Source organism: Streptomyces sp. NPDC048825, assembly GCF_043198355.1.
Classification (GTDB): Bacteria; Actinomycetota; Actinomycetes; order Streptomycetales; family Streptomycetaceae; genus Streptomyces; species Streptomyces xiangluensis.
In genome coordinates, this window is sequence record NZ_JBICUR010000010.1 from 137,920 (window position 1) to 164,878 (window position 26,959).

The following is a 26,959-nucleotide window of genomic DNA, read 5'->3' on the forward strand; positions in this document are numbered from 1 at the left end:
GAACAAGAAAGCGATGACTGGCGCAGACCCCGGTACTGGCCCCAGTACGGACGAGCAGGCGCCCGGCACCCGGGAACTGTTGCCGACGGCGACCGGGTCCCGCACCCGTGCCGCCGTCCGCGAACTGGTGCGTCCGCGGCGCGGCCTGGCCCTCGGCAGCTTCGCGGTGATGGTCGCGGCCACCGGTGTGGGGCTGCTCGTCCAGCCGCTGCTGGGCCGCATCGTGGACGTGGTGGCCGAGGGTCGCCCGCCCGGGGATGTGACGGCTCCGGTCGTCCTCCTGGTGCTGGTCGCCCTCGCCCAGGGCGGCACCACCGCGCTGGGCCTGACGCTGGTCTCCCGGCTCGGCGAGACCTTGCTGGCGCAGCTGCGCGAGCGGTTCGTGGAGAAGGCGCTGCGGCTGCCGCTGGAACAGGTGGAGAAGGCGGGCGCGGGAGACCTCACCGCCCGGGTCACCAGGGACGTCTCGGTGGTCGCCGAGGCGGTGCGCAACGCCCTGCCCGAACTGGCCCGTTCCCTGCTGGCCATCGTGCTGACGCTGGGCGCGATGGCGGCGCTGGACTGGCGTTTCCTGCTCGCGGCCCTCCTCGCGGTGCCCGTCCAGGCGCACACCGCCCGTTGGTACGTGCGCCACGCCGTTCCGCTCTACGCCCGTCAGCGCATCGCGACGGGCGCTCAGCAGCAGCAGCTCCTCGACTCCATCTCCGGGGCGGGTACGGTACGGGCGTTCCGGCTGGAGGAGCAGCACACCGCGCATGTGACCCGGCGTTCGTCGGCGGCGGTCGAGCTGACCTTGCGCGGAGTGAAGCTGGTGCTGCGGTTCTACAACCGGCTGCACGTGGCCGAGTACACCGGCCTCGCCGCGGTCCTCGTCACCGGGTTCCTGCTCGTGCGCGCCGACTCTGTGTCCATCGGCACCGCGACCGCCGCGGCCCTGTACTTCCACAGTCTGTTCGCCCCGATCAACGCCGCGCTGGTACTGCTCGACGACGCGCAGTCGGCGACTGCCGCACTCGCCCGGCTGGTCGGGGTCGCCGACCAGCCGGACCCCGAGCCGGAGGAAACGGCACAACCGCACCGGCGGCGGGAGCCGGCCCCGGCGGCGGACGGCACCGTCACCGTGACCGGCATCGACCACGCGTACGAGCCCGGCCGCCCCGTCCTGCACGAGGTGGACCTGACCCTCCGGGCCGGCGAACGCGTGGCCCTGGTCGGCCCGAGCGGCGCGGGCAAGACGACCCTGGCCAAGCTCATCGCGGGCGTACACGCCCCGACGTCCGGCTCGGTGCACCTGACCGGCGTCGGAGCGTACGGCGACGGCGAGGGTCTGCCGGTGGCCCTGGTCACTCAGGAGACGCATGTCTTCGCCGGTTCGCTCGCGGAGGACCTGCGACTGGCGCGGGCCGAAGCCACCGACGAAGGGCTGCGCACGGCCCTCGCCACCGTGGAGGCCCTGGACTGGGTCGAAGCGCTGCCGGAGGGCCTGGACACGGTCGTGGGCGAGGGCGGACACCGCCTCACGCCCGCCCAGGTCCAACAACTCGCCCTGGCGCGACTGGTGTTGGCCGATCCCCCGGTGGCCGTGCTCGACGAGGCGACCGCCGAGGCAGGCAGCACCGGAGCCCGACTGCTGGAGCGAGCGGCCGACCAGGCGGTGGACGGCCGCACGGCGCTGGTCGTCGCACACCGCCTCACCCAGGCCGCGGCCGCGGACCGGATCGTCGTCATGGACGGCGGCCGGATCGTGGAGAGCGGCACCCATGACGAGCTGTGCGCTGCGGGCGGGACCTACGCCTCCCTGTGGGAGGCCTGGTCCGGTACGCGCAGTACAGCCGATCAGCCCCCCACGCAGCACGACGTCCCCGACACAACCACGATGAAGGACCATTGATGCTCGGCTCTCTCAGAGGCACACGCCTCGCCGCGGCGCTCGTCTCCGCGCTACTGCTCTTCACCACCGCCACGGCCTGCGGCTCGGGAGATGATTCCGAGGCAGCCGCAGAGAACAAGGAATCCGCGAACAGCGCCTTCCCGGTGTCCGTCCCGCACAAGTACGGCAGCACCTCCATCAAGGCGGAGCCCAAGCGGATCGTCACGGTCGGTCTGACCGACCAGGACGCCGTGCTCGCCCTGGGCAAGGTGCCCGTCGGCACCACCGAGTGGCTCGGCGGCTACAAGGGCGCCATCGGCCCGTGGGCCGCCGACAAGCTGGGCAGTTCGAAGGCGCCCACGGTGCTCAAGGACACCGGCACCGGTCCGCAGACGGAGAAGATCGCCGCGCTCAAGCCCGACCTGATCCTCGCGGTCTACGGGGGTCTGACCAAGGAACAGTACGAGACCCTGTCGAAGTTCGCGCCGGTGGTGGCCCAGCCGAAGGCGTACAACGACTACGGCGTCCCGTGGCAGGAGCAGACCGAGATCATCGGCAAGGCGCTCGGCCAGGAGGCGGAGGCCAAGGAGCTCGTCGAGGGCGTCCAGGCCGACTTCAAGAAGGCGGCCGAGGACAACCCGGACTTCGCCGGGAAGACCGCCGTGATGGCCACCCCGTACGAGGGCATGTTCGTCTTCGGCAGCCAGGACCCGCGCTCGCGGCTGCTCACGGATCTCGGTTTCAAGCTGCCCACCGATCTGGACAAGGTCATCGGCGACGAGTTCGGCGCCAACATCAGCAAGGAGCGCACCGATCTGCTGGACACGGACGCCCTCGTGTGGATCGTCTCCGATGTGGCCAAGGACGAGGCCAAGCTCGACAAGAACGCCCTCTACGCCGACTTGAACGTGGCGAAGCAGGACCGTGAGGTCTTCGTCCCGGAGACGAGCGACTACGGCAACTCCGTGTCGTTCGTGACGGTCCTGAGCCTGCCGTACATGCTCGACCGCCTGGTGCCGCAGTTGGCTGCCGCCGTTGACGGCGACACCGCGACCAAGGTGGAGCAGCCGGCGTCCTGAGACACCGGCTGCTCAGATGGAAGCGGAGTTCGTCTGCGGGTCCGTTGTGGCTGGTCGCGCAGTTCCCCGCGCCCCTGAAAGGAGGCCGCAGGCCTTCCTTTCAGGGGCGCGGGGGCGAGGCCGGCTGCTGCGCTCCACCGGGCGGGACCAGCTGGTCGGTTAGTCGTCAGTCTCCTGACCGTCGACGAACGTCGTCACCACCTCGATGTCCCCGATGCGCGAGGTGTCGACCCGCCTCGGGTCGTCTCCCAGCACGACCAGGTCGGCGCGCTTGCCCGGGGTGAGACTGCCCGCGACGGAGTCCCAGTGGCAGGCGAAGGCCCCGCCGACGGTGTACGCGCGCAGGGCCTCGTCGACGGTGACGGACTCGTCCGGGCCGATCACCTGGCCCGACTCCGAGGCCCGCTCGACCATGAACTGGACGGCCCGCAGCGGTGATCCGTCCGCGACGGGCCGGTCGGAGCTGCCCACCAGTGTGATTCCGTGCTCGAGGAATCCCCTTCCCCGGTACATCCACGGCGCCCGCTCCTCGCCCATGATCGAGGCGTAGTCGTCGCCGAAGTAGCGCAGGAAGTTCGGCTGCACCACGGCGCTCACGCCGAGCCGCGCCATGCGGGTCAGCTGGTCGGGCCGGATCAGTCCCGCGTGTTCGATGCGGTGCCGTGCGCCCGGGCGCGGCCGGAGGTGATGCGCCCGCTCCAGGGCGTCAAGGGCGACGTCGGCCGCGCGGTCGCCGATGGCGTGGACGGCGAGCTGCCAGCCACCGAGATGGCCGTCCACGATCGTGTCCGCGAGCACCTCGGGCTCGTCCTGCAACTGGCCGGCGTGGTCCAGGCCTTCGTACGGGCTGCTGAGTGCGGCCGTACGGGCCATCATGCCGCCGTCGGTGTAGATCTTCAGCGCGCCCACGGAGAGCCATTCGTCCCCGAACCCGGTGCGCAGTCCGAGGTCGAGGGCGCGCGGGATGCCGTCGTCCTCGTGTGCGGCGACCGGGTTCAGCCGGTCCGCTGCCACCATGAGCTGCACCCGCAGCGGCAACTTCCCCTGCTCGCGGGCGAGTTGGTAGGCGCCCAGCTCGACCGGACTGTGCCCGAACAGGGCGCCGCCGATGCCCGCCTCGGCGCAGGCCGTCACGCCCTCGGCCAGACAGACCCGGGCCGCGCGCCCGATCGCCTGCGCCAACTCCTCCTGGGAGTACGGCAGTCGCAGCGCCCGTGCGGCTCCCATGGCCTGCTCGGCGAGGAAGCCGTCCTCGTGCCGTACATGGGCGGGCAGCAGCTCCAGGACGGCGGTGTTGACCACACAGCCGTGTCCGGAGTCGTGCAGCAGGTACACCTTGCGCCCCTCGCTGACCTTGTCCAGCTCGGCGGCGGTCAGATGGCGGCCCAGTGCCCGCTGGTCGTACCCCACGAGCTGCGCCCAGCCTCCGGGCGGCGTGCCCGCCACGGCGGCCGCGACGACCCCGAGCACGTCGTCGGCCGAGGTGCACGGCGCCACGCTCGGGGTGGCCGCCTTGAAACCCGTCCACGCCAGGTGCACATGGCTGTCGATGAACCCGGGCAGCACGGTGGCGCCCTGGAGATCCACCACCCGGCGCGCGGGCAGCGCGGTCACCGCCTCGTCCAGGCCCACGATCCGGCCCTGCCAGATGCCGAGGTCGTGGGCGACGGGGTGGTCCGGGTCCATCGTCAGGATGTGCGCGTTGGTGAGTCTGGTGCTGAGCATCGGGTCAGCCGGTCCGCTCCATCCGCTCCACCAGACTCGTGGGTCGCATGTCGGTCCAGTTGGTCTCGATGTAGTCGAGGCACTCCTGACGCGGGCCCGGGCCGTGGACGACGGTCCAGCCCGCCGGGACGTCCACGAAGTCGGGCCAGAGGCTGTGCTGACCCTCGTCGTTGACGAGCACGGAGTAGACGCCGTCGGGGTTCTCGAACGGGTTGGTGTTGCCGCTGCTCATGCGGATCCTCCTTGGTGCGGGGCTTCGGGCAGGTGCTGGGTGCGGGTGACAAGGGCCTTCAGGGCGCGGAACCAGGTCTCGGCCAGGTCGCGGACCGCCTCCTCGGACAGTACGGCCTCGGGCCAGGACCAGTGGGCGGCCAGGACGGGGCCGTCGGCGCGGTCCTCGGTCACGACGTTGATGCCGAGGGCGTGGCCCTCGCGCATCTCCGGTTCGGCGCCGATGTCCGCGACGTCCTCCTCCGGGGCGTACGACCAGTCCGTCTCCTCGGGGATGCCGAACCGGCCCAGGTAGTTGAACTCGATCGCCGGTGTCTCGAAGGCGGCGAGGACCGGTGCCGTACGGGGGTTGAGGTGGCGCAGCATGCCGTAGCCGACACCGTTCGCGGGCAGCGAGCCGAGATGCCGTCGTACCGCGGCCACCGCCTCGTCCGCGGCCGGGCCGCCCTGGAGCGCGTCGTCCAGGTCGGCGGGGCCGGTGTCCAGGCGGACCGGGAAGACGCTGGTGAACCAGCCGACCGTACTCGACAGATCGGCGTCCCCCGCCAACTCCTCCTCGCGACCGTGGCTTTCGAGGTCGACGAGGACCGGGCCCGCCGAGCCGTCCCCGTGGCGTCGCCGCCAGTCGGCCACGGCGAGGCCGAGACCGGTGAGCAGGACGTCGTTGACGTTCGCGCCGAAGGCGGCGGGCACGGCCGAGAGCAGCGGGCCCGTCTGGTCTGCGGGCAGGCGCAGCGCCAGTTCCCGTACCGTGCCGACGGTGTCGCGGTCCGGGTCGAGCGGCCGGTCCAGCGGGAAGGGCGCGGCGCCGTCGAACACGTCGGTCCAGAACGGCAGTTCCGACTCGCGGGCCGGGTCCTGGGCCAGCTCGGACAGCTTGCGGGACCAGGTGCGGAAGGAGGTGTCCACGGGCGGCAGTTCCGCCGGGCGCCCGGCCGCGACGTCCTGCCAGGCGGCGGCCAGGTCGGGCAGCAGGACGCGCCAGGAGACGCCGTCGGTGACGAGGTGGTGGGCCATCAGGAGCAGCCTGCCCGGCTCACCGCCCGCGTCGAACCACACCGCCCGCACCATGGCACCGGCATCCGGGTCGAGCGTCGCGCGGGCGGCATGGGCGCGTTCCGCGACCACCGTCCGCAGCGCCTCGGCGTCCAGCCCGGCGACGTCGACCCGCTCGATCCATGCCTCGGTGTCCACCGCGTCAGGGCCCGGGACCTCGATGGCCCAGTCGTCGGCTCCCGTACTGCCCGTGCCCCCCGTACGGACCAGCCTGCCGCGCAGCATGGCGTGCCGATCCGAGAGGGCCCGCAGCACGGCGGCCAGCTTCGGCCGGTCCAGGGCGGCGGGCGTCCGGACCAGGGCGGCCTGGTGGTAGCCCTTGAAGGAGCCGCCGAGTTCGCGCAGCCAGTGCATGACCGGCGTCAGTGGAACGGTGCCGATTCCGACGTCGGCGGGGCGGGCACCGGCGGCCTCGGGTCCGGCAGCCGTCGCCACCTCGGCGAGAGCGGCGACCGTACGGTGCCGGAACACCAGGCGCGGGGTGATCCGCACCCCCGCCGCCCGGGCCCTGCTCACGAGCTGCATGGCCACGATGCTGTCGCCGCCCAGGGTGAAGAAGTCGTCGTCGACGCCCACTTCGTCCAGTCCGAGCACGTCGGCGAAGACGCCGCACAGCGTCTTCTCCAGCTCCGTGCCGGGAGCCCGGCCGGTGGAGACGGCGCTGAAGTCCGGGGCGGGCAGGGCGGCCCGGTCCAGCTTGCCGTTGGCCAGTGCGGGCAGCCGGTCCAGGAGTACGACGGCGGCCGGGACCATGTAGTCCGGCAACTGCCCGCCGACGTGCGCACGCAGCCGTCCGGCGTCGGGGAGCCGTCCGGCGACCGGAACGACGTACGCCACCAGCAGTTTCCGCGGCCCCTCCTGGCGTACCGTCACCACTGCTTGGGCGATGTCGGGGTGGGAGGAGAGCACGGACTCGATCTCGCCGGGTTCGATCCGGAAGCCGCGGATCTTCACCTGGTCGTCGGCACGGCCCAGATAGTCGATCTGTCCGTCGGCGGTCCACCGGGCCAGGTCACCGGTCCGGTACAGCCGCGAGCCGGGCGGCCCGAACGGGTCGGCGACGAAGCGCTCGGCGGTCAGCGCGGGGCGGCCCAGGTAGCCGCGGGCCAGGCCGCCACCGGCCAGGTACAGCTCGCCCGTGACGCCGGGCGGTACGGGTTGCAGCCGGTCGTCGAGTACGTATGCCCGGGTGCCCGCCACGGGCCGGCCGACGAGCGGCCGGTCGCTGTCGCGGACCCGCGCCACCAAGGCGTCGACGGTGGACTCGGTGGGCCCGTACAGGTTGAACGCCTCGGTGCCGGGCAGTTGCCCGAGCCGCTCCCACTGCGCCGCCGGTACGGCCTCGCCGCCGACGCCGACGACGGCGAGCGGGCAGCTGCCGTCCTCGCGGACCAGCCCCGTCTCCGCCATCTGCGCGAAGAAGGACGGCGTGACCTCCAGGAAGTCGAAGCCGTGCTCGACGACGGCCGCCGCGAGCAGTTCGGGGTCGCGACGGGTCTCGTCCGACACCACATGCACGCAGTGCCCGTCGAGCAGCCACAACTGTGGTTGCCAGGAGGCGTCGAAGGAGAACGCCCAGGCGTGCCCGGCCCGTAGATGCCGCCGGCCTGTGGCCGCCTTGGCCGGTGCGTACAGCGTCTCGCGGTGGCTGTGGAAGAGGTTGCCCACGGTCTCGTGGGTGACGACAACTCCCTTGGGGCGGCCGGTGGAACCGGAGGTGTAGATCACATAGGCCGGGTGGCGCGGCGCCAGCGGTGTGGTGCGGTCGGTGTCGAGAAGGTTGGCGGGGCTCTCGCCCGCGAGCAGTTCCACGGTCCTCGGGTCGTCGAGGAGCATGGCCGGCGGGCCGTCCGGGGGCAGCAGCGGGGCGAGGTCCTTCGTGGTGAGGACGAGTACCGGGCGGGCGTCGTCGAGCATGTCGCGGGTACGGCCCGCCGGGGCGTCCGGGTCGAGCGGCAGATACGCGGCACCGGTCTTCTGCACCGCCAGGACGGCGAGCAGGGTGCGGGCGGTACGGGGCAGCGCCAGGGCGACGATCCGCTCGGGTCCGGCGCCGTGCGCGAGCAGCAGCCGGGCGAGCCGGTTGGCCTTGGCGTTCAGTTGGGCGAAGGTCAGCCGGATGCCGTCGGAGGCCACGGCGGGGGCGCCCGGGGAGAGTTCGGCCTGCCGCTCGAAGAGGGCCGGGACGGTGGTGGGCGGGGCGAGTGCGGGCGTGTCGTTCCACTCGGTGAGGATCCGTCGGCGTTCGGCGGCGCCGAGGACGTCGATCCGGGTGATCGGGGTGTCGGGGGCGGCAACCACCGCACGCAGCAGTCGGATCAGCCGCTCGGCAACGGCCTCGGCGGTGGCGTGGTCGAACAGGTCGGTGCTGTACTCCAGGACTCCGTCGACGCCTTCGCCGTCGGCCCGCTCCACGAAGTCGAAGGAGAGGTCGAACTTGGCGGTGGTCTGACCGATCTCCTCCCGCCGCGAGCGCAGCCCGGCGAAGCCGTCCTCGGCACCGCCCGCGGCGAGGTACACGACCATGACCTGGAACAGTGGGTGCCGCGCGAGCGAGCGAGCGGGACTGAGCGCGTCCACCACCCGCTCGAACGGCACGTCCTGGTGGTCGAAGGCGGCGAGGTCCGTCTCCCGCACGCGGCCGAGGAGTTCGCGGAAGGTGGGGTCGCCCGCGGTGTCGGTGCGCAGTACCAGCGTGTTGAGGAAGAACCCGACCAGGTCCTCCAGCGCCTCCTCGGTGCGACCGGCGATCGGGCTGCCCAGCGGGATGTCGGTACCGGCTCCGAGCCGGGTCAGCAGCGCCGCCACCGCGGCCTGGACGACCATGAACATGCTCACGTTGCCCGTCCGGGCCAGTTCGCGCAGCTCCGCAGCCAACGTCGGGTCCAGCGGCATGTGCACGGTCCCGCCGCGGTAACTGGCCTCCAGCGGACGCGGCCGGTCGACGGGCAGCGCAAGCTCCTCCGGAAGTCCCGCCAAGTTCTGCTGCCAGAAGGCGAGTTGACGCGAGGCCAGGCCGGCCGGGTCCTTCTCGTCGCCGAGCATCGCCCGCTGCCACAGGCTGAAGTCGGCGTACTGGACGGGCAGGGGTGCCCGGTCCGGGGCACGGCCCGCGGCCCGTGCCGCGTACGCGTCGGTCAGGTCCCGGGTGAGCGGCAGGTCGGACCACTCGTCGCCCGCAATGTGGTGGAGCAGGAGCAGCAGTACGTGTTCGTCGTCGGCGACCTGGAACAGGCGGACGCGCAGCGGCGGTTCACGGTCGAGCTCGAAGCCGTACGCGGCGGCCTCGACGAGCCGCCCGTCCAGCTCCTCCTCGGTGGTGCGGATGACCTCCACCTGGATCCCGGCCTGTTCGGGGTCGAGAATCAACTGGTGGGCGCGGCCGTCCTGTTCGGGGAAGACGGTGCGCAGCGGCTCGTGCCGGGCGACCAGATCGTCGACGGCGAGCCGGAGCGCGTCCGTGTCGAGCGCTCCGGAAAGCCGCCAGACGATCGGGATGTTGTACGTGGGGCTGGGGCCCTCCACCTGATACAGCACCCACAGCCGCTGCTGGGCGAAGGACAGGGGCAGCCGCTCCGGCCGCTCCAAGGCAGCGGTCAGGACCGGGCGCGCGGGCTCGTCGGCGGCACCCGCCGTCTGCTCCGCGAGCCGGGCCACCGTCGGGGCCTCGAACACCGTGCGCAGCGCCAGCTCGACGCCCAGAGCCGCCCGTACGCGGCTGACCAGCCGCATGGCCAGGAGCGAGTGGCCGCCGAGCGCGAAGAAGTCGTCGTCGACACCGATCCGTTCCAGGCCCAGCACGTCCGCGAACAGTCCGCAGAGGATCTCCTCGCGCGGGGTGCGCGGCCCCTTGCCGCTGCCCGTTTCCGCCGTGAAGTCGGGGGCGGGCAGGGCCTTGCGGTCGAGCTTGCCGTTGGGGGTGAGCGGCAGGGCGTCGACCGCCACGAAGGCCGCGGGGACCATGTGTTCGGGCAGGGCTGCCCCGGTGTGGGCACGCAAGGCGGCCGATTCAGGTGCCCGATCCGAGGCCGGGACGATATACGCGACGAGCCGCTGGTCATGCGGAATGACGACGGCGTGGGCGACGGCCTCGTGCCGGGCGAGCACGGCCTCGACCTCGCCGAGTTCGATGCGGAAGCCGCGGATCTTGACCTGGTCGTCGGTGCGACCGAGATATTCGACTGTGCCGTCGGCCGTCCAACGGGCGAGGTCTCCCGTGCGGTACATGCGGGCGCCGGGTTCGCCGTACGGATCGGCGACGAACCGCTCGGCGGTCAGGCCGGGACGGTCGAGATATCCCCGGGCGAGCTGGACGCCCGCCAGGTAGAGCTCGCCGGGGACGCCCGGAGGTACCGGACGCAGTCCGGCGTCCAGGACGTACACGCCGGTGTTCCACACCGGGCGGCCGATCGGCACGCTCTCCGCTTCCGGTCGCACCTCGATCGCGGTGACGTCGACGGACGCCTCGGTCGGGCCGTAGAGGTTGTGCAGCTCGGCGGAGAGCACCTGGTGGAAGCGGTTCGCCAGCGGTACGGGCAGGGCCTCACCGCTGCACATCACGCGGCGCAGACCGGTGCACTGCGCGGCGGAGGGCTCCTCGAGGAACAGCTGGAGCATCGACGGCACGAAGTGCACCGTCGTGATCTGCTGCTGCTGGATCAACTCGGCGAGATAGGCCGGGTCCTTGTGGCCTTCCGGCCGGGCCAGGACGAGAGTCGCCCCGGTGATCAGCGGCCAGAAGAACTCCCACACGGACACGTCGAAGCTGGACGGTGTCTTCTGCAACACCCGGTCGTCGCCGGTGAGTTCGTACGCGGCCTGCATCCACTGCAGACGGTTGACGATGCCCTGGTGCGGCACCACCACGCCCTTGGGACGGCCTGTGGACCCGGAGGTGTAGATGACGTACGCCGGACTCAACGGGTCGTAGCCCAGCGGCAGTTCACCTGCCGATCCGTCAGGCAGGGCGTCGCGGATCACGCACACGGGACGGGCGTCCTCCACCATGAGGGCGAGCCGCTCCTCCGGGTAGTCGGCGTCCAGCGGCAGGTACGCCCCACCCGCGCGGTGCACCGCCAGCAGCGCCACCACGAGGTCCACCGATCGAGGCAGCGCGACCGCCACCGTGCCCTCCGGGCCCACGCCCATGCCGGCCAGCACCCGCGCGGTGTGCTCGACGCGCGAGTCCAACTCGGCATAGGTCAGCCGCTGTTCGCCGAGGACGAGGGCGAGCGCGTCGGGTGTGCGGGCCGCCTGGGCGCGGAACAGCTCCGGCAGGGTGGTCGGCTCCACATCGTGCGCGGTGTCGTTCCAACGGCCGAGGACGGACTGCCGCTCGGACTCCTCCAGGACCTCCAGGTCCCGTACGGGCTGGTCCGGATCGGCCACCACCTGCTCCAGCAGCCGCACCAGACGCCCGGCCAGCCGCTCGGCGGTCGTCTCGTCGCACAGGTCGGCCGCGTATTCCAGGAGCAGCACCAGACGGTCCCGGCCTGCCTCGTCCACGAAGGTGAAGTGGAGGTCGAACTTCGCCATGCCGGTGTCCATGTCGAACCACTCGGCCGGCATGCCGAGCACGTCCGGGTCGCCGTCGGGCCGGTAGTGGTATCCGAGCATGACCTGGAAGAGCGGGTTGCGCCCGGCCACGCGCGCCGGGTTGACCGCCTCGACGACCTGGTCGAAGGGCAGGTCCTGGTGCTCGAACGCCTCCAGTGCCGACTCCCTTACACGCCCGAGGAGTTGGCGGAAGGTGAGGTCATCGCCGGACACAGGGCCGCTGGACAGATCGGTACGCAGGACAAGCGTGTTGACGAAGAAGCCGACCAGATCGTCGAGCGCGTCATCCGTGCGGCCCGCGATCGGTGCGCCGAGCGGAATGTCGTCCCCGGCGCCGAGCCGGTGCAGCAAGGCGGCGGTGGCAGCCTGGAACAGCATGAACATGCTGGTGCCCGTGGCGGCGGACAGCTCTCGCAGCTCCCGGCCTGAGCCGGTGGGCAGTTCGAAGCGGACCTTGCCGCCCCGGCCCGTGGGCTCGGCCGGGCGGGGCCGGTCCAGGGGCAGGGTCAGTTCGTCCGGGAGGGCGCGCAAGGCCTCGGTCCAGTGGGCGAGTTGCTCCTCGCCGAGCCGACCGCCGAGCAAGGTGTCCTGCCAGAGTGTGTAGTCGGCGTACTGCACCGGGAGCGGCGCCCACTCCGGCTCGCGGCCCTCGCGACGAGCCTGGTAAGCGGTGGTGAGGTCGTTGAGGAACGGCCGGTCGGACCACTCGTCGGTGGTGATGTGGTGCAGGACCACGGCCACGACATGGTCGTCCGGAGCGATCCGGAACACCTCGCAGCGCAGCGGGAGTTCACGGCTGAGGTCGAAGGGGCGGCGCTGGGCCGTCTCGACCAGGGTGGGCAGGGCGTCCTCGGCGCAGTCCGTGACGGTGAACGAGGGCTCGCCCTCGGCCGCCGGGACGATCCGCTGGTACGGCTCCCCGTCCTCCTCGAGGAACACGGTGCGCAGCGCCTCGTGCCGGCCGGCCACGTCCCGCAGGGCGGCTCGCAGTGCGTCCAGGTCGAGTTCGCCGCGGAGCCGGAAGACCAGCGGGAAGTTGTACGCGACGCCGCTGCCCGTGATCTGTTCCACCAGCCACAGGCGGCGCTGGGCCGCCGACAGCGGGATGCGTTCGGGCCGGTCGACGACGGGCACGACGGCTGGGCGTGCCGGTCGTCCGCCGTCGGCGCGGGCGGCGAGCAGCTCCGGTGTCGGCGCCTCGAAGAGGTCGCGGATCGCCAGTTCGGCGCCCAGCTCGGTGCGGGCCCGGCTGATCAGCCGGGTGGCGAGCAGGGAGTGGCCGCCGAGGTCGAAGAAGCCGTCCTCGGCGCCGACTTCGGGCAGGCCGAGGACCTCCGCGAAGAGCCGGCAGAGCACCTCCTCCTCGGGAGTGCGCGGTCCTCGTCCGGTGCCGAGCGCGACGGCCGGTTCGGCTTCGGGCAGGGCGCGCACGTCGAGCTTGCCGTTGTCGTTCATGGGCAGCCGGTCGAGGGTGACGAAGGCGGCCGGGACCATGTAGTCGGGCAGCCGCTGCTTGAGGTCGTCACGGAGCTGCCGGACCAGGCTGTTCGCGTCCCGCGCGGCGGTCGGCTCATTGGCGTACGGGGCCGCCCCGCCGCCGGGGCGATACAGCCCGGCGGTCAGCCCGGGAGCGTCACCGGCGTCACCGGCGTCACCGCCGTCGTCGGCCAGGAACACGGCGTCGTACGTGCCCACTTCGCGGGACCACGTGGTCAGCACGCGGTGACCGCGCTCGGCAACGAGGTCGTGCAGCGTTTGCGGGTCCACTCCCCCGTCGGCTCCGATACGGGCGTCGGGGATACCGGCGAGACGCAGCGGGGCCGTGCTGACGAGCTCTGCCAGATCGAGGTCTCCGGTGAAGTCGACGGCGGGGACGTCGTCGAGACGCAGGGCAGGATCGCCCGCGTAGAGAACGGCGTCGTAGCGGTAGCGGCTGAGCTCGTTGTGGTGGCGGGCGCGCTTGGTGCGGAGGTCGACTCCGTAGCCGAGGGTGGTGAAGTAGTCGGGGTCGACGAGGAGTTCCTTCTCCAGGCGCAGTCCGCGTTCGACGGCCTTGCCCAGGGCGTCACCACTCACGCCGCGCGCGAGCTGGATCTCCGTCTGGAAGGTGCGGGCGAGCCGCAGGTTGCGTACGTCGCCTACGAAGAGCGCGCCGCCGGGGGCGAGCAGCTCCATGGCGCCCTGGATCACCGACGTGAGGTAGTCGATGCTCGGGAAGTACTGGATGACGGAGTTGATGACGATCGTGTCGAAGTAGCCGTCGCCGGGCAGCCCGTTGAGGTCGTCGGCGGGCTGGGCGCGGAGCGTGACCTTGGCGGCGAGTGCCGGGTCCTGGCCCAGGTCCTCGCCGATCTTGCGGATGACGGGGGCGGCGAAGTCGGTGGCCCAGTAGGCCTCGGTCTGCGGTGCGAGCTTGGACAGCAGCAGGCCGGAGCCGACGCCGATCTCCAGGATGCGCCGGGGCCGCAGCGAACCGATGCGCTCGACGGTGGCCTCGCGCCACTCCCGCATGTGGTCGAAGGGGATGGGCTGCCCGTCGTACGAGGAGTCCCAGCCGGCGTAGTCCTCGGTGAAGACGGCGGTGCTGATCTCCTCGTACTCGTCGGAGTAGATCTCCTGCCATTCGCCGACCTGTTCGCGCTCGGCGGTGTCCCGGTCGCCGCCGGTGGGGCGGTCGGGGACGACGTAGCCGACGAGCCGGTCGTCGCGGACGAGGACGGCGGCCTGGGCCACCCGGGGGTGCTGGGCGAGCGCGGTCTCGATCTCGCCGAGCTCCACGCGGTAGCCGCGGATCTTGACCTGGTCGTCGGTGCGGCCCAGGAAGTCCAGGTTGCCGTCGGCGCGACGGCGCACCAGGTCGCCGGTGCGGTACATGCGCTCGCCGGGCTCGCCGAACGGGTCGGCGACGAAGCGCTCTGCGGTCAGGCCGGGGCGGCCGAGGTAGCCGCGGGCCAGGCCGATACCGGCGATGTAGAGCTCGCCGGGCACGCCGTCCGGGACCGGTCGCAGCCAGCCGTCCAGGATGTGGGCCCGGGTCCCGCGGATCGGACGCCCGACGGTGGGCGTCGCGCTGTCGAGGGTGCCGCCGCCGAGGGTGTTGATGGTGTACTCGGTCGGCCCGTAGAGGTTGTAGCCGTATGTGCCCTCGGTGTCGCGCAGCCGGTTCCACACCGTCTCCGAGACGGCCTCGCCGCCGAGCAGCACCAGTGGCGGCCGGTGGCCCTCCAACAGGCCCTGTTCGATGAGGAGATGGGCGTATGTGGGGGTCACGTTGACGACGTCCACGCGATGAGCTTCGCAGTACGCGACCAGGGCTTCGGCGTCGCGCCGCAGCTCCTCGTCGCAGATGTGCACCTCATGCCCCTCGACCAGCCACAGCAGCTCCTCCCACGACATGTCGAAGGCGAAGGACACCGTGTGCGCGATGCGCAGCCGACGGCCGCCCGCCGAGGCGATGGCCGGTTCGAAGATCTCCCGCTGGTGGTTGAGCTGCATATTGGTCAGGCCGCGGTACGGCGTGACGACGCCCTTGGGGCGGCCGGTGGAGCCGGAGGTGTAAATGACGTACGCCGGGTGCTCCAGGCTGAACCCCTGACGCGTCAAGTCGCCCGGAAGCGCGGCCAGTTCGGCCGTCACGGCCGGGTCGTCGAGCAGCACGCGCGGGCTGCCGGGGGCGGCGCCCTCCAGTCGTGCGGCGACCCCTTCAGTGGACAGGATCAGTGTCGGCCGGGCGTCGTCGAGCATCGTGGCGAGCCGGTCGTCCGGGTAGTCCAGTTCCAGCGGCAGATACGCGGCTCCGGTGCGCAGTACGGCGAACAGGGCGACGACCATGTCCAGGGAACGGGGCAGCCCGAGGGCGACGACCCTCTCGGGCGCGGCACCGCGGGCGAGCAGCAGCCGGGCCATGCGGTTGATACGGGTGTCGAGTTCGGCGTACGACAGCGTCGTGTCGCCGAAGACGAGCGCGGTGTCCTCAGGGGTGGCGGCGGCCTGCGCGGCCAGGAGGTCGGCGATGGTGTCCTCGGGGTCGGGGACACGGCTCGCGGCCCGCTCGCGTTCCAAATCGGCGTGCTCGGCGGGAAGCAGCGGGTCGAGGCCGCCCACGGGGGCGTCCAGGTCGTGGGCCAGCCGCTCCAGCAGCAGCGTGAAGCGGTCGAGCAGGTCCTGCGCCTGCCGCCCGTCGATGACGTCGGCCCGGTGGGTGAGGGTGACGTGGATGCGCTGCCCCGGTGTGACGACCAGGTTCACGGGATAGTGCGTCGCGTCGACGTTGGCGACGGCTCGTGCGCCGTGCCGGTCCGCCAGCTCGGCGAGCCGTTCCTCCGTGTCGCTGTTGCGCAGCACGAAGAGCGTGTCGAACAGCCGGCGGTGGCCGGTCTCGGCCTGGAGGACGCCGAGGCCCAGGTACTCGTACGGCATCACGGCAAGGCGTTCGTCCTGGACGCGCCGCAGCAGGCCGAGCACGGGCTCGGCGGGGTCGTAGGCGATCCGGGCGGGGACGGTGTTGAGGAACATGCCGATGACGTGCTCGATGTCCGGCACCTCGCTCGGCCGGCCCGCGACGGTGGTGCCGAAGACCACGTCGGTACGGCCGGTCGCGCTCGCCAGGGTCAGGCCCCAGGCAGCGGTGAGCACCGAGTTGAGGGTCAGGCCGTGCCGGCGTGCGGTGTCGCGCAGCCGCTCGCCCAGGTCCGCGGGGAGGGCGGTGTCCAGGCTTTCCGGGATGTCCGGCTCCAGGCCCTGGTCGGCGGCGGCGAGCAGGGTGGGCTCGTCCAGACCGGCGAGGGCCGTACGCCACGCGCGGGTGGCGACCGCGGTGTCCTGGGCCTCCAGCCAGGTGAGGTAGTCGCGGTAGGAGCCGGGCGCGGGCAGGGCACTCGCGTCGCCGCCGGACTCGTACAGGGCGAAGAGCTGGTCCAGGAACAGCCAGGCCGACCAGCCGTCCCACAGCAGCAGATGCCGGCCGACGACCAGCCGGTCGCCGCGCTCCTCACCGAGCCGCACGAGAAGCATCCGGAACAGCAGCGGCCGGGTCAGGTCGAAGCGGCGGGTGCGCTCCTCGTCCATCAACTCCCGTAGTCGTATGTCCTGTTCGGCAACGGGCAGCCCGGACAGGTCGACCTCGTGGAGCGGGATCTCCGGCTCGCGGACGATGAACTGCACCGGCTGGCGCAGGCCTTCGCTGGTGAACCCGGCGCGCAGGCTCGGGTGGCGTTCCAGCAGCACGCGAGCCGCGGTGCGCAGCCGGTCCGCCTCGACGGGCGTGGCGAAGTCGAACGACTCGTGGACGGTGTAGACGTCCAGGGCGCTGTCGTCGTACGTCGAGTGGAAGAACAGCCCTTCCTGGAGCGGGGCCAGCGGCCAGATGTCCTCGACGGGGTACGGGCTGAGCCGGTGAACGCGCTCGGTCTCCTCGGCGGTGAGGGAGAACGCGGAGGTCAGCGTGCGGGCCGCGGCCACCGGGACGGCCGCCGCGGCGAGGGCCGCGGGAGTGCGGTGCTCGAAGACGTCCCGCGGATTGAGCTCCAGGCCTGCACTGCGGGCGCGGCTGGAGACGCCGATCGAGGTGATGCTGTCGCCGCCGAGCATGAAGAAGTCGTCGTCGATGCCGACGTCGTCGAGCTTCAGCACGGCCGCGAAGATCTCGGTGAGGGCGCGTTCGCGCTCGTCGCGGGGAGCCCGCGCCTGGGCGCGTACCGTCTGCGGCGCGGGCAGTGCGGCCCGGTCGAGCTTGCCGCTGGGGGTCAACGGCAGGGCATCCAGGACGACATAGGCGCCGGGCACCATGGGCGCGGGCAGCGATTCTGCCAGAGCGGCCTGAAGTTCCGCGGGCTCCGGCCGGGCGTCGCGGGTGGGGACGACGTACGCGATCAGTGCGCTGCCCGCGACGGTGACGGCGGCCTGGGCGACGCCGGGCCCGCGGGTCAACGCCGCCTCGATCTCGCCGAGTTCGATGCGGTTGCCGCGGATCTTGACCTGGCGGTCGGTGCGCCCCAGGTACTCGACGCTCCCGTCGGCGCGGCGGCGCACCAGGTCACCCGTGCGGTACATGCGCTCGCCGGGCGCGCCGTACGGATCGGCCACGAACCGCTCGGCGGTCAGACCAGGGCGCGCGTGGTAGCCACGCGCCAGCTGAATGCCCGTCAGGTACAGCTCACCGGGGGTGCCTTCGGGCACCGGGCGCAGGCAGGAGTCCAGGACGCGCAGGCCGGTGTTCCACACCGGGCGGCCGATGGGCACGGTGGTGCCGGGTGTGCCGTCGTACGGGTGGTACGTGACGTCGACGGCGGCCTCGGTGGGGCCGTACAGGTTGTGCAGCGGTACCCCGGTGAGCTCCCGCCAGCGGTACGCGGCGGCGCCGGACAGGGCCTCGCCGCTGCTGAAGACGCGGCGCAGTGGGGCCGCCCAGGCCGGGTCGGCGGTGATCTCCTCGGACTGCAGGAAGGCTTCGAGCATCGAGGGCACGAAGTGCAGGGTGGTGACGCCCTGTTCGCGGATCAGCCCGGCCAGGTACGCCGGGTCGCGGTGCCCGTCGGGGCGCGCGAGGACGACCGCGGCGCCCTCGCACAGCGCCCAGAAGAACTCCCAGACACTGACGTCGAAGCTGGCCGGGGTCTTCTGCAACACGCGGTCGTCGGTGGTCAGTTGGTACTCACCCTGCATCCAGGCCAGACGGTTGACGATCGCCCGGTGGGTGACGACGACGCCCTTGGGGCGGCCGGTTGAGCCGGAGGTGTAGATCAGGTAGGCCGGGTCGTCGGGGCGGGCCGGGACGGGGGCAGTGGTGGCGGTGGTGTGTGCCTCGTCGTCGGCCGGGGTGTCCAGGGTGTCCAGCAGCAGGGGTGTGAGTCCGGCGACTTCGGGCAGCCGCGGTGCGGTGGCCGTCGTGGTGACGACCGTCGCCGCTCCCGAGTCGGTGAGCATGTGCGTCACACGGTCGGCCGGGTAGTCCACGTCGATGGGGAGGTAGGCGGCGCCGGACTTGAGCACGCCCAGCAGGGCGACCATGAGTTCCGCCGAGCGCGGTACGGCGACCGCGACGACCGAGCCGGGACGGGCGCCCCGGGTACGGAGCCGTGCCGCCAGCTCCTCTGCGCGGGCGTCGAGTTCGCGATACGTGAGCGTCTCGTCCTCGTACACCACGGCCGTGGCCCGCGGAGTGCGGGCGACCTGGGCGTCGAAGGCGGCGGCCAGCGTCGTCTCCGGCACGTCCCGCCGGTCGCCGGCCGGATGGGCGAGGGACAGTTCCTCCGCGGAGAGCAGTTCCAGGCCGGCGGCCGGCTGCCCGGGGTCGGCGGCGAGGGCGTCCAGGATCCGGGTGAGCCGGTCCGCGATCCGGTGCACGCTCTCGGCGTCGAGCCGCTGGGCGTGGTGCTTGAGGCGCAGGTCGAGTCGGCGGCCCGGCTTCACGATCAGGGCGAGCGGGTAGTGCACGGCGTCGTGGAACTCGTGGCCCGTGACGTGGACGGTGCCGGACGGGTCGGTGAGGCCGCTCGCGGACGGGTAGTTCTCGAAGACGACCAGGGTGTCGAAGAGCTCGCCGCTGCCTGCGAGCCCGGCGACCCGCTGAAGCTCCGCGAGGCCGAGGTGCTGGTGGTCCAGCAGCCGCGCCTGCTCGTCCTGGAGCCGGCCGAGCAGCTCGGCAAGGGTGTCGGCGGGCTCCCAGCAAAAGCGCGTGGGCAGGGTGTTGATGAACAGGCCGACCATGGACTCGATGCCCTCGACCTCGGCATCGCGTCCGGAGACGGTGGTGCCGAACACCACGTCCTGCCGGGCGGTCAGCCGCCCGATCAGCAGACCCCAGGCGCTCTGCACGACCGTGCCCAGAGTCACCCCGAGCTCCCGGGCACGCGCCGCCAGCCTGGCGGTGACCTGCTCGGACAGTTCGACGCGGACCTGCGCAGGCTCGATCTGCGTACCGTCGGCGGGCGCCTCGACCAGCCGCGTGGGCTCGTCGAGACCGGCGAGAGCGGTGCGCCAGGCCTCGCGGGCGGCATCGCGGTCGGCGGTGGCCAGGCGGCGTAGATACGCGTCGTACGGCGCGACCTCGGGCAGTTCGGCCGGCGTGTCCCCGTAGCAGGCCATCAGCTCGCGGTGCAGCACCGGCAGGGACCAGCCGTCGGCGACGATGTGATGGAACGTCAGCAGCAGTCGGCTGCGGTTCTCGTCGAGCCGTACGAGCGCGCAGCGCAGCAGCGGCGGGCGGGCGAGGTCGAAGCGCCGGGCACGTTCGTCGGCGGCGACCGCGTCGGCGAGCGGCGGCCGGGCGTCCGCGTTCTGCGCGGTCAGGTCCACCTCGCGCCAGGGCAGCTCCAGCCGGTCGGCGACGATCTGCACCGGGCGGCCGTCGGCGAGCGGGCGGAAGCAGGCGCGCAGCGGTGCGTGCCGCTCCAGGACACGCTGGGCGGCCCGGCGCAGGGTCTCGCCGTCGACCGGGCCGGACAGTTCGAGGGCCTGCTGGACGACGTACGCGTCGCGGTCGGCGCCGTCGACGAGGGAGTGGAAGTAGAAGCCCTCCTGGAGCGGGCTCAGCGGCAGCAACTCCTGGACGCCGACCGGGTGTTCACCTCGCAGCTCGGCGAGTTCGGCTTCCGTGAGCCGGACGAGCGGCGCATCCTCCCCGGTGTCCTGCGCGTCGGTCCGTACGTCGGCGGCTGCTGCGAGGGCCGCGACCGTACGGTGCCGGAAGACGTCGCGGGAGCTGAGGCGCAGTCCGGCCCGACGGGCGTGGACGAGGAGCTGGATGGCGGTGATGCTGTCACCGCCGAGGGCGAAGAAGTCGTCGTCGATGGTGGCCGAGCGCAGGCCCAGGACCTCGGCGTAGGCCGCGCACAGCAGTTCCTCGCGGGCGTCGCGCGGCGGGCGGCCGGAGCTGAGGGCGCCGTAGTCGGGGATGGGCAGCGCGGCCGAGTCGAGCTTGCCGCTGGGGGTGACCGGGAGGCGGTCGAGGGGGACGACGGCGGCCGGGACCATGTACTCCGGGAGCCGGTCCGCCGCGTACGAACGCAGGGCCTTCATCAGGGCGTTCACGTCACGGAAGGGCGCGGGGCGGTTGGCGTGCGGGACCGTGCCGGACGGGCGGTACACGCGGCCGTCGTACGAGGCGTCACCGAGGGCGAACAGCACATCGAGGCTGCCGTCGTCGGCGGAGCCGTTCCAGGTGACGGCGACCCGGTGCCCGTGCCGGGAACCGAGGGCATGAAACGCCTCCGGATCCGGTGCGCCGGCCGGCGCGGCGGTGCGGCTGCTGCCGTCCAGGGCGGACAACGCGGCCAGGTCCTCGGCGAGTCGGACGTTCGGCACGCCCACCACCCGGAGCATGGACGGCCGTTCGCCCAGGCGGGCGTCGAGGTCGTCCAGGCCACCGAGGCCGGCCCACGCGATCTCGTCGCTGTCGGCCGGTGCCGAAGTGGCGGCGGCGCGCTTGGTGAGCACCACGTCATAGCGGTACCGGGTCAGCTCGTTGTGATGGGCTCCGCGCTTGACGCGGATGTCGGCGTCGAAGCCGTCGAGCGCGGCGAAGAAGTCGGGGTCGAGCAGCAGCTCCCCCTCCCAGGCCACCGACCGCTCCACCGCGGTGCGTAGAGCCTGCTTGTCCTCCGGGTCGTCGGCGCGGCGGGTCTCGACTGCCGCGCGCAGACAGCGCAGCAGGCGGGCATTGCGGACGTCACCGACGAACAGCCGGCCGCCGGGCGCCAGCAGCTCGGCGGCGGCGCCCAGTACCTCGGCGAGGTAGTCGGCGCTCGGGAAGTACTGGGCAACGGAGTTGATGACGACGGTGTCGAAGTAGCCCTTCGGCAGCCGGGAGGTGTCGTGGGCGGGCTGGGCGCTCAGGCGCACCCGGTCGGCCAGTTCCGGCACGGATTCGACCTGGGTGCGCAGGGCGCGTACGGCCTCCTCGGAGAGGTCGGTGCCCCAGTACGCCTCGCATCCGGGCGCGACTCGCGAGAGGATCAGTCCGCTGCCGACGCCGATCTCCAGGACCCGGCGGGGTGTCAGTTCCTCGATACGGGCGACGGTGGCGTCACGCCATTCCCGCATCTCGTCGACGGGGATGGGCAGTCCGTCGTACATGCTGTTCCAGCCCGCGAAGTTCTCGCGGAAGCCCGCCGAGTTGTCCCGGCGGCCCTCGGATCCCGCCGCCGAGTAGAGCAGTTCGTGCAGGTCCTTCCACTCCTGGACCTGCTCGGTCTCGTCCGGGGCCGCCTCGGCGTCCAGGGAGGGCACGACGTAGGCCGCCAGTCGGCGGTCGCCGGGCCGGTCCTCACGCACCACGACCGCCGCCTGGTCCACGGCCGGGTGGCCGCGCAGTACGGACTCGATCTCGCCGGGTTCGATGCGGAAGCCGCGGATCTTGACCTGGGAGTCGGCCCGGCCGAGGAACTCAAGGCGTCCGTCGGCCTTCCAGCGCACCAGGTCGCCGGTGCGGTACAGCCGCTCGCCGGGCGCCGCGGCGATGTCGGCGGGGGCGGCGACGAACCGTTCGGCTGTCAGGTCCGGCCGCCCCAGGTAGCCGCGGGCCAGGCCCGCGCCCCCGAGGTAGAGCTCGCCCGCCACGCCCGCCGGGACGGGCTTCAGCCGGGCGTCGAGGACGTAGGCGCGGGTCCCGGGGTCGGGGACACCGATCGGCACGATGGTGCCGGAGGGGGTGTCGGGGTCGCAGAGGCCGAGGGTGGAGTTGGTGGTCGCCTCGGTCGGGCCGTACGCGTTGAACATCATCCGGCCGCGCGCATAACGGCCGACGAGTTCGGGCGAGACGCGTTCGGTGCCGGCGAGGAGGGTGGCGGGCGGCAGTTCGATGTCCTCGGGCATGGCCGCGAGCAGGGCCGGCGGGAGGATCATGAAGGTGATGCCGTGGGCGTGCGCGTACTCGGCGAGCGGTGCGCCCGGCACCCGGCCTTCGGTCGGCACGACGACGAGCCGGCCGCCCGAGAGCAGTCCGAGGCACAGGTCCCAGAACGCCACGTCGAAGCTGGGCGAGGCGAACTGGAGCACTCTGCTGTGCGGGCCGATGCCGAACCGTTCGGTCTGCGTCGCGACCAGCTTGGCGACGCCCGCGTGCGAGAGCACCACGCCCTTGGGCCGGCCGGTGGAGCCGGAGGTGTAGATGACGTAGGCGGCGTTGCCGGTGGACAGCGCTTCGGGGGTGGGACCGTGCGCCGGGCGCTGCCCCAACTCCCGTACGGTGTCGGGCTCGTCGAGGATCAGGCGGTCCATGCCGTCGCTCGGCGGGATGTCGGCGGCGGCCTCTGTGGTGGTGACCAGGCAGGCGGGGGCCGCGTCGGTGAGCATGTAGGAGATGCGGTCCGCCGGGTAGTCGGTGTCCACCGGCAGGTAGGCGGCGCCGGACTTGAGCACGGCGACCTCGGCGATGATCAGCTCGGCCGAGCGGGGCACCGCGAGCGCGACGACCCGTTCGGGTCCGGCGCCGCGCGCGATGAGGGCGTGGGCCAGCCGGCTGGCGCGCTCGTCGACCTCGGCGTAGGTCAGTCGGGTGTCCTCGAAGACGAGGGCGACGGCGTCCGGGCGCAGGCGTACCTGCTCGGCGAACAACTCCGGCCAGGTGCGCGACGGAACGTCGTGGTCGGTGTCGTTCCACTCCTCGACGATGCGCCGGCGCTCCTCGGCGGCGAGCAGTTCCAGCTCGCCGACGGGAGTACCCGGCCGGGTGAGGGCGTCGGCCAGCAGGGTCGCGTAGTGGTCCGCGATGCGCTCGGCGGTCCCGGCCTCGAATAGATCCTGACGGTAGGTCACGCGAACTTCGCCCGCGGAGACTTCGCCGGCGGAGACTTCGAGCGTGACGTCCAGCGGGCCGGCCGATGCGGTGTCCCCGAAGGCCGTGTTGAACAGCAGACCGCCGCCGCGGGTGGGCTCCGGGCGCAACTGGGCCACGAGCGTGGACAGTTCGACCCGGTGGTCCCGGGCCTCGGCACACGCCTCGGCCACCCGGCGCACCAGTTCGGTGAACTCCGTGGCGCCGTCCAGGGCGACGCCGACCGGCAGGCCGTCGAACCCGACGGTGACGTCCCGTGCGCCGCTGTAGCGGTGCAGCACCGCGACATACGCGGACAGCAGCGTCACCTCGTCGGCCATGGTGCCCAACGGGCGGCTCACCGACCGCTGTTCCCCGCCGGGCCGCAGGGGATACGGGAAGTCGACGGGGAGGGCTGTCTCCTGAGGGAGCGGGTCGAGCCGTCGACTCCAGAACGCCTGAACTTCGTTGTCGTCGATGCCTGACACACGCTCTACAAAACCGGACACAGCTGACCGTGCCTCCCGGGTGTGCGGAACCGGCTCTGCCGGAGGACCGCAGGTCATACTAAGGTAAGGATTACCTAACCAAAAGACCCAATCGCCACAGAGGCCAAGCTCACGACTAGGATTAAGGCCTGCCTAACCTAAGGGAGTCTGGTCCGTGGAGACCGAACGGTGAAGCGGGGCAAGAGACTTCGCCCCGTACTGCTGGTGGCGCTGCTCGGCGTTGTTCTGGTGGTGCTCTGTCTGCTGTCGCTCGCGCTGGGCGCGGCCAGTGTTCCGCCGGACCAGGTGATCCGGACGCTGTTCGGCGACGCGCCGAGCCGGTTCGTGGACAACGTCGTCTGGTCGGCACGAGTGCCGCGCACCACGCTGGGCCTCGCGGCGGGCGCCGCCTTGGGCCTTGCGGGCGCCCTCATGCAGGCCCTGACCCGCAATCCGCTCGCGGATCCCGGGATCCTGGGGGTCAGCGCGGGCGCCACCTTCGCCATCGTGCTGGCGGTCGGGGTGTTCGGTTTCGGCTCGTTCTACGGGTACGTCTGGTTCGCCTTCGCGGGCGCGCTTGCGGCAAGCGTCGTGGTCTACCTCCTCGGCGGCCTTGGACGTTCCGGCCAGACGCCGGTGAAGCTGGCGCTCGCCGGTATCGCGGTGACCTTCCTGCTCACCTCGCTCACCAGCGCCATCGCCCTGACCGACCCGGACGCGCTGAACCGCTACCGCTTCTTCACCGCCGGTTCGATGGCCGACCAGGACGGTGCAACAGTGCTGCGGATCCTGCCCTTCCTCGCCGCCGGCGCCATTCTGGCCATGGCCTGCGCGCCGGCCCTCAACAGCCTGGCCCTCGGCGAGGACGTGGCAGCCTCCCTCGGCCGAAACCTCGGCCTGATCCGGCTGCAGGGCGTCGCCGCGGTCACCCTGCTGACCGGGGCCGCAGTCGCGGTCATCGGCCCGGTCGTCTTCATCGGCCTGGTGGTTCCCCATGTCGCCCGGGTCCTCGCCCAGATGGCGGGGATCGGCCCCGACCACCGCTGGCTGCTGCCGCTGTCGGCCGTCCTTGCCCCGAGCCTGCTGCTCGCCGCGGACATCATCGGCCGCCTCGTCGCACGGCCGACCGAGGTCCAGGCGGGCATCGTCGTCGCCTTCATCGGCGGCCCGTTCTTCATCGCCATGGTCCGCCGACGCCAGCTCGCGGAGGTGTGACCATGGCCAACTCAAAGTCCACCCTCACCAAGTCCCCCTTGGACTCCGGCACTTCGCCCGCCCCCGCACGCGTCCGCTCCTACCGCACCTTCCGACTGGCCGCCCCGCCGGTCTCCGGGATCTTTCGTCCCCGCCTGGTGGCGCTGAGCGCGGTGCTCGCCACAGCCACCTTCCTGCTGTTCTGCTGGGGCCTGACGATCGGCGACTATCCGATCGCCTTCGCCGATGTCGTACGCGCCCTCGTCGGCACCGGCGACCCCGGCACCGTCCTGGTCGTCCAAGAGCTGCGGCTGCCACGCTCTCTGGTCGGTCTGCTGGCCGGGATCGCGTTCGCCGTCTCCGGTGCGCTGTTCCAGACCATGACCCGCAATCCGCTGGCCAGCCCCGACATGATCGGCCTCACCCAAGGTGCGGGCACCGCCGTGGTGGCGGGCATCGTGCTGGGCTGGGACGGCGGCCTCGGCACCCAGGCCCTCGGACTGCTCGGCGCACTCGCCACCGCCCTGATCGTGTATGCCCTGGCCTGGCGGCGCGGCACCACCGGCTACCGGATCATCCTGATCGGCATCGGCGTGGCCTGGATCTGCACCAGCGCCACCGACTATCTGGTGGCCAAGGGCGGACGGTTCGAGGCGCAGGCCGCCCTCGGCTGGCTGGTGGGCAACCTCAACGGCCGTACGTGGGACCAGGTCACCCCGCTCGCCGTCCTGCTGGCGGTGCTGCTGCCGGCGGCGCTGCTGCTCGGACGGCTGCTGCGCACCCTCCAGCTCGGCGACGACGTCGCCACCGGCCTCGGTACCCGGGTGCAGTTCGTGCGCCTGTCCATCCTGCTCACCGGGGTCGGTCTGATCGCCTTCGCCACCGCGTCCGCGGGACCCGTCGCCTTCGTGGCGCTCGCCGCGCCGCAGATCGCCCAGCGGCTGGCCGGCACCGCCTGGCCGCCCCCCGTCGCCTCGGCACTGACCGGGGCCCTGATGGTCCTCGGCAGCGATCTCATCGCCCGTACGCTCGTCCCCGGCACGGAACTGCCGGTCGGAATCGTCACCGGCGTGCTCGGCGCGCCGGTCCTGCTCTGGTTGCTCGTCCGCGTGAACCGCGCGGGTTCAGGAGGTTGATCCATGTCGGTTGAACCCAAGTCGGCGGACGCCTCGCCCGGAACCGACCCGGACCTGCGGGCGAGCGGACTGCGCCTGGCGTACGACAACCGGCTGGTCGTGGACGGCCTGGACCTGGCCGTACCGCCCGGCCGGATCACCGCGATCGTCGGCGCCAACGCCTGCGGCAAGTCCACGCTGCTGCGCGCCCTGGCCCGGCTGCTCGCCCCCCGTGAGGGCGCCGTCCACCTGGACGGCCGGGCCCTGCACTCCATCCCGTCGCGGGAACTCGCCCAGCGCCTCGGCATCCTGCCGCAGAGCCCGGTCGCACCCGAGGGGCTGACCGTCATCGACCTGGTCAACCGCGGCCGTTCACCACACCAGACCTGGTGGCGGCAGTGGTCCAAGGCCGACGAGCAGGCCGTGCACCAGGCGCTGGCCGCCACCGCCATGACCGACCTCGCGGACCGTCCCGTCGACGAGCTCTCCGGCGGTCAGCGCCAGCGCGCCTGGATCGCCATGGCGGTCGCCCAGGGCACGCCCGTACTGCTCCTCGACGAGCCGACGACGTATCTGGACCTGGCCCACCAGATCGACGTGCTGGACCTCATCACCGACCTCAACCGGCGCGAGATGCGCACTGTCGTGATGGTGCTGCACGATCTCAACCAGGCCTGCCGCTACGCCGACCACGTCGTCGCCATGAAGTCCGGCCGGATCGTCGCCGAGGGCCCGCCGGCCGAGGTCATCACCGCCGAGACCGTGGCGGACGTCTTCGACCTGAACTGCAAGATCACCATGGACCCGGTCAGCGGCACACCCCTGGTCATTCCGATGGGACGCCACCACGGGGCCGACACCGGTCAACCTGCCCGTACGTGAGTCACGGCTCA

The 26,959-nt window shown here is 72.1% G+C and carries 8 protein-coding genes; 5 read left to right on the forward strand and 3 right to left on the reverse strand.

What is annotated here, in order from left to right; translation table 11 throughout:
• Positions 1 to 13 precede the first annotated feature (13 nt).
• Together ACGFNK_RS24250 and ACGFNK_RS24255 are read left to right on the forward strand one after the other, a co-directional pair.
• Positions 14 to 1,891 carry an ABC transporter ATP-binding protein gene (locus ACGFNK_RS24250; protein ID WP_393419088.1) on the forward strand — a complete coding sequence of 626 codons (1,878 nt, stop codon included), beginning with the start codon at positions 14 to 16 and terminating at the stop codon, positions 1,889 to 1,891.
• Complete coding sequence (locus ACGFNK_RS24255) at positions 1,891 to 2,949, forward strand: iron-siderophore ABC transporter substrate-binding protein (protein WP_393419090.1); 1,059 nt, start codon at positions 1,891 to 1,893, stop codon at positions 2,947 to 2,949. The genes ACGFNK_RS24250 and ACGFNK_RS24255 overlap by 1 nt, the downstream gene beginning before the upstream one ends.
• 159 nt (positions 2,950 to 3,108) lie before the next feature.
• Here ACGFNK_RS24255 and ACGFNK_RS24260 read toward each other — a convergent pair whose 3' ends face one another.
• The 3 genes from ACGFNK_RS24260 to ACGFNK_RS24270 are packed head-to-tail and all read right to left on the reverse strand — an operon-like array spanning position 3,109 to position 23,757.
• Positions 3,109 to 4,674, reverse strand: coding sequence for an amidohydrolase (locus ACGFNK_RS24260; protein WP_393419092.1), 1,566 nt, complete (start codon positions 4,672 to 4,674; stop codon positions 3,109 to 3,111).
• A 4-nt stretch (positions 4,675 to 4,678) separates the two neighbouring features.
• Complete coding sequence (locus ACGFNK_RS24265; RefSeq protein ID WP_352370378.1) at positions 4,679 to 4,906, reverse strand: MbtH family protein; 228 nt, start codon at positions 4,904 to 4,906, stop codon at positions 4,679 to 4,681.
• On the reverse strand, positions 4,903 to 23,757 hold the full coding sequence (locus ACGFNK_RS24270) for an amino acid adenylation domain-containing protein (RefSeq protein WP_393419094.1): 18,855 nt from the start codon (positions 23,755 to 23,757) through the stop codon (positions 4,903 to 4,905). Before ACGFNK_RS24270 ends, ACGFNK_RS24265 begins: the two co-directional genes overlap by 4 nt.
• Positions 23,758 to 23,946: 189 nt before the next feature.
• On the opposite strand from ACGFNK_RS24270, the gene ACGFNK_RS24275 reads away from it, so the two are divergent.
• Genes ACGFNK_RS24275 through ACGFNK_RS24285 form a run of 3 tightly spaced genes read left to right on the forward strand, consistent with a single transcriptional unit; the run spans position 23,947 to position 26,948 of the window.
• Positions 23,947 to 24,972 (forward strand): FecCD family ABC transporter permease, encoded by a 1,026-nt coding sequence (locus ACGFNK_RS24275; RefSeq protein WP_393419096.1) that lies wholly within the window; start codon positions 23,947 to 23,949, stop codon positions 24,970 to 24,972.
• A 2-nt stretch (positions 24,973 to 24,974) separates the two neighbouring features.
• A complete protein-coding gene (locus ACGFNK_RS24280; protein ID WP_393419098.1) occupies positions 24,975 to 26,087 on the forward strand; it encodes a FecCD family ABC transporter permease in 1,113 nt (370 codons plus the stop codon).
• Positions 26,088 to 26,090: 3 nt separating this feature from the next.
• On the forward strand, positions 26,091 to 26,948 hold the full coding sequence (locus ACGFNK_RS24285) for an ABC transporter ATP-binding protein (RefSeq protein WP_393419100.1): 858 nt from the start codon (positions 26,091 to 26,093) through the stop codon (positions 26,946 to 26,948).
• The last annotated feature ends 11 nt before the right edge of the window (positions 26,949 to 26,959 follow it).

Coding starts and splice junctions, on each gene's coding strand:
- ACGFNK_RS24280 (WP_393419098.1), top strand. CDS start 24,975: ATGGCCAACTCAAAGTCCACCCTCACCAAGTCCCCCTTGGACTCCGGC.
- ACGFNK_RS24285 (WP_393419100.1), top strand. CDS start 26,091: ATGTCGGTTGAACCCAAGTCGGCGGACGCCTCGCCCGGAACCGACCCG.
- ACGFNK_RS24265 (WP_352370378.1), bottom strand. CDS start 4,906: ATGAGCAGCGGCAACACCAACCCGTTCGAGAACCCCGACGGCGTCTAC.
- ACGFNK_RS24260 (WP_393419092.1), bottom strand. CDS start 4,674: ATGCTCAGCACCAGACTCACCAACGCGCACATCCTGACGATGGACCCG.
- ACGFNK_RS24250 (WP_393419088.1), top strand. CDS start 14: ATGACTGGCGCAGACCCCGGTACTGGCCCCAGTACGGACGAGCAGGCG.
- ACGFNK_RS24255 (WP_393419090.1), top strand. CDS start 1,891: ATGCTCGGCTCTCTCAGAGGCACACGCCTCGCCGCGGCGCTCGTCTCC.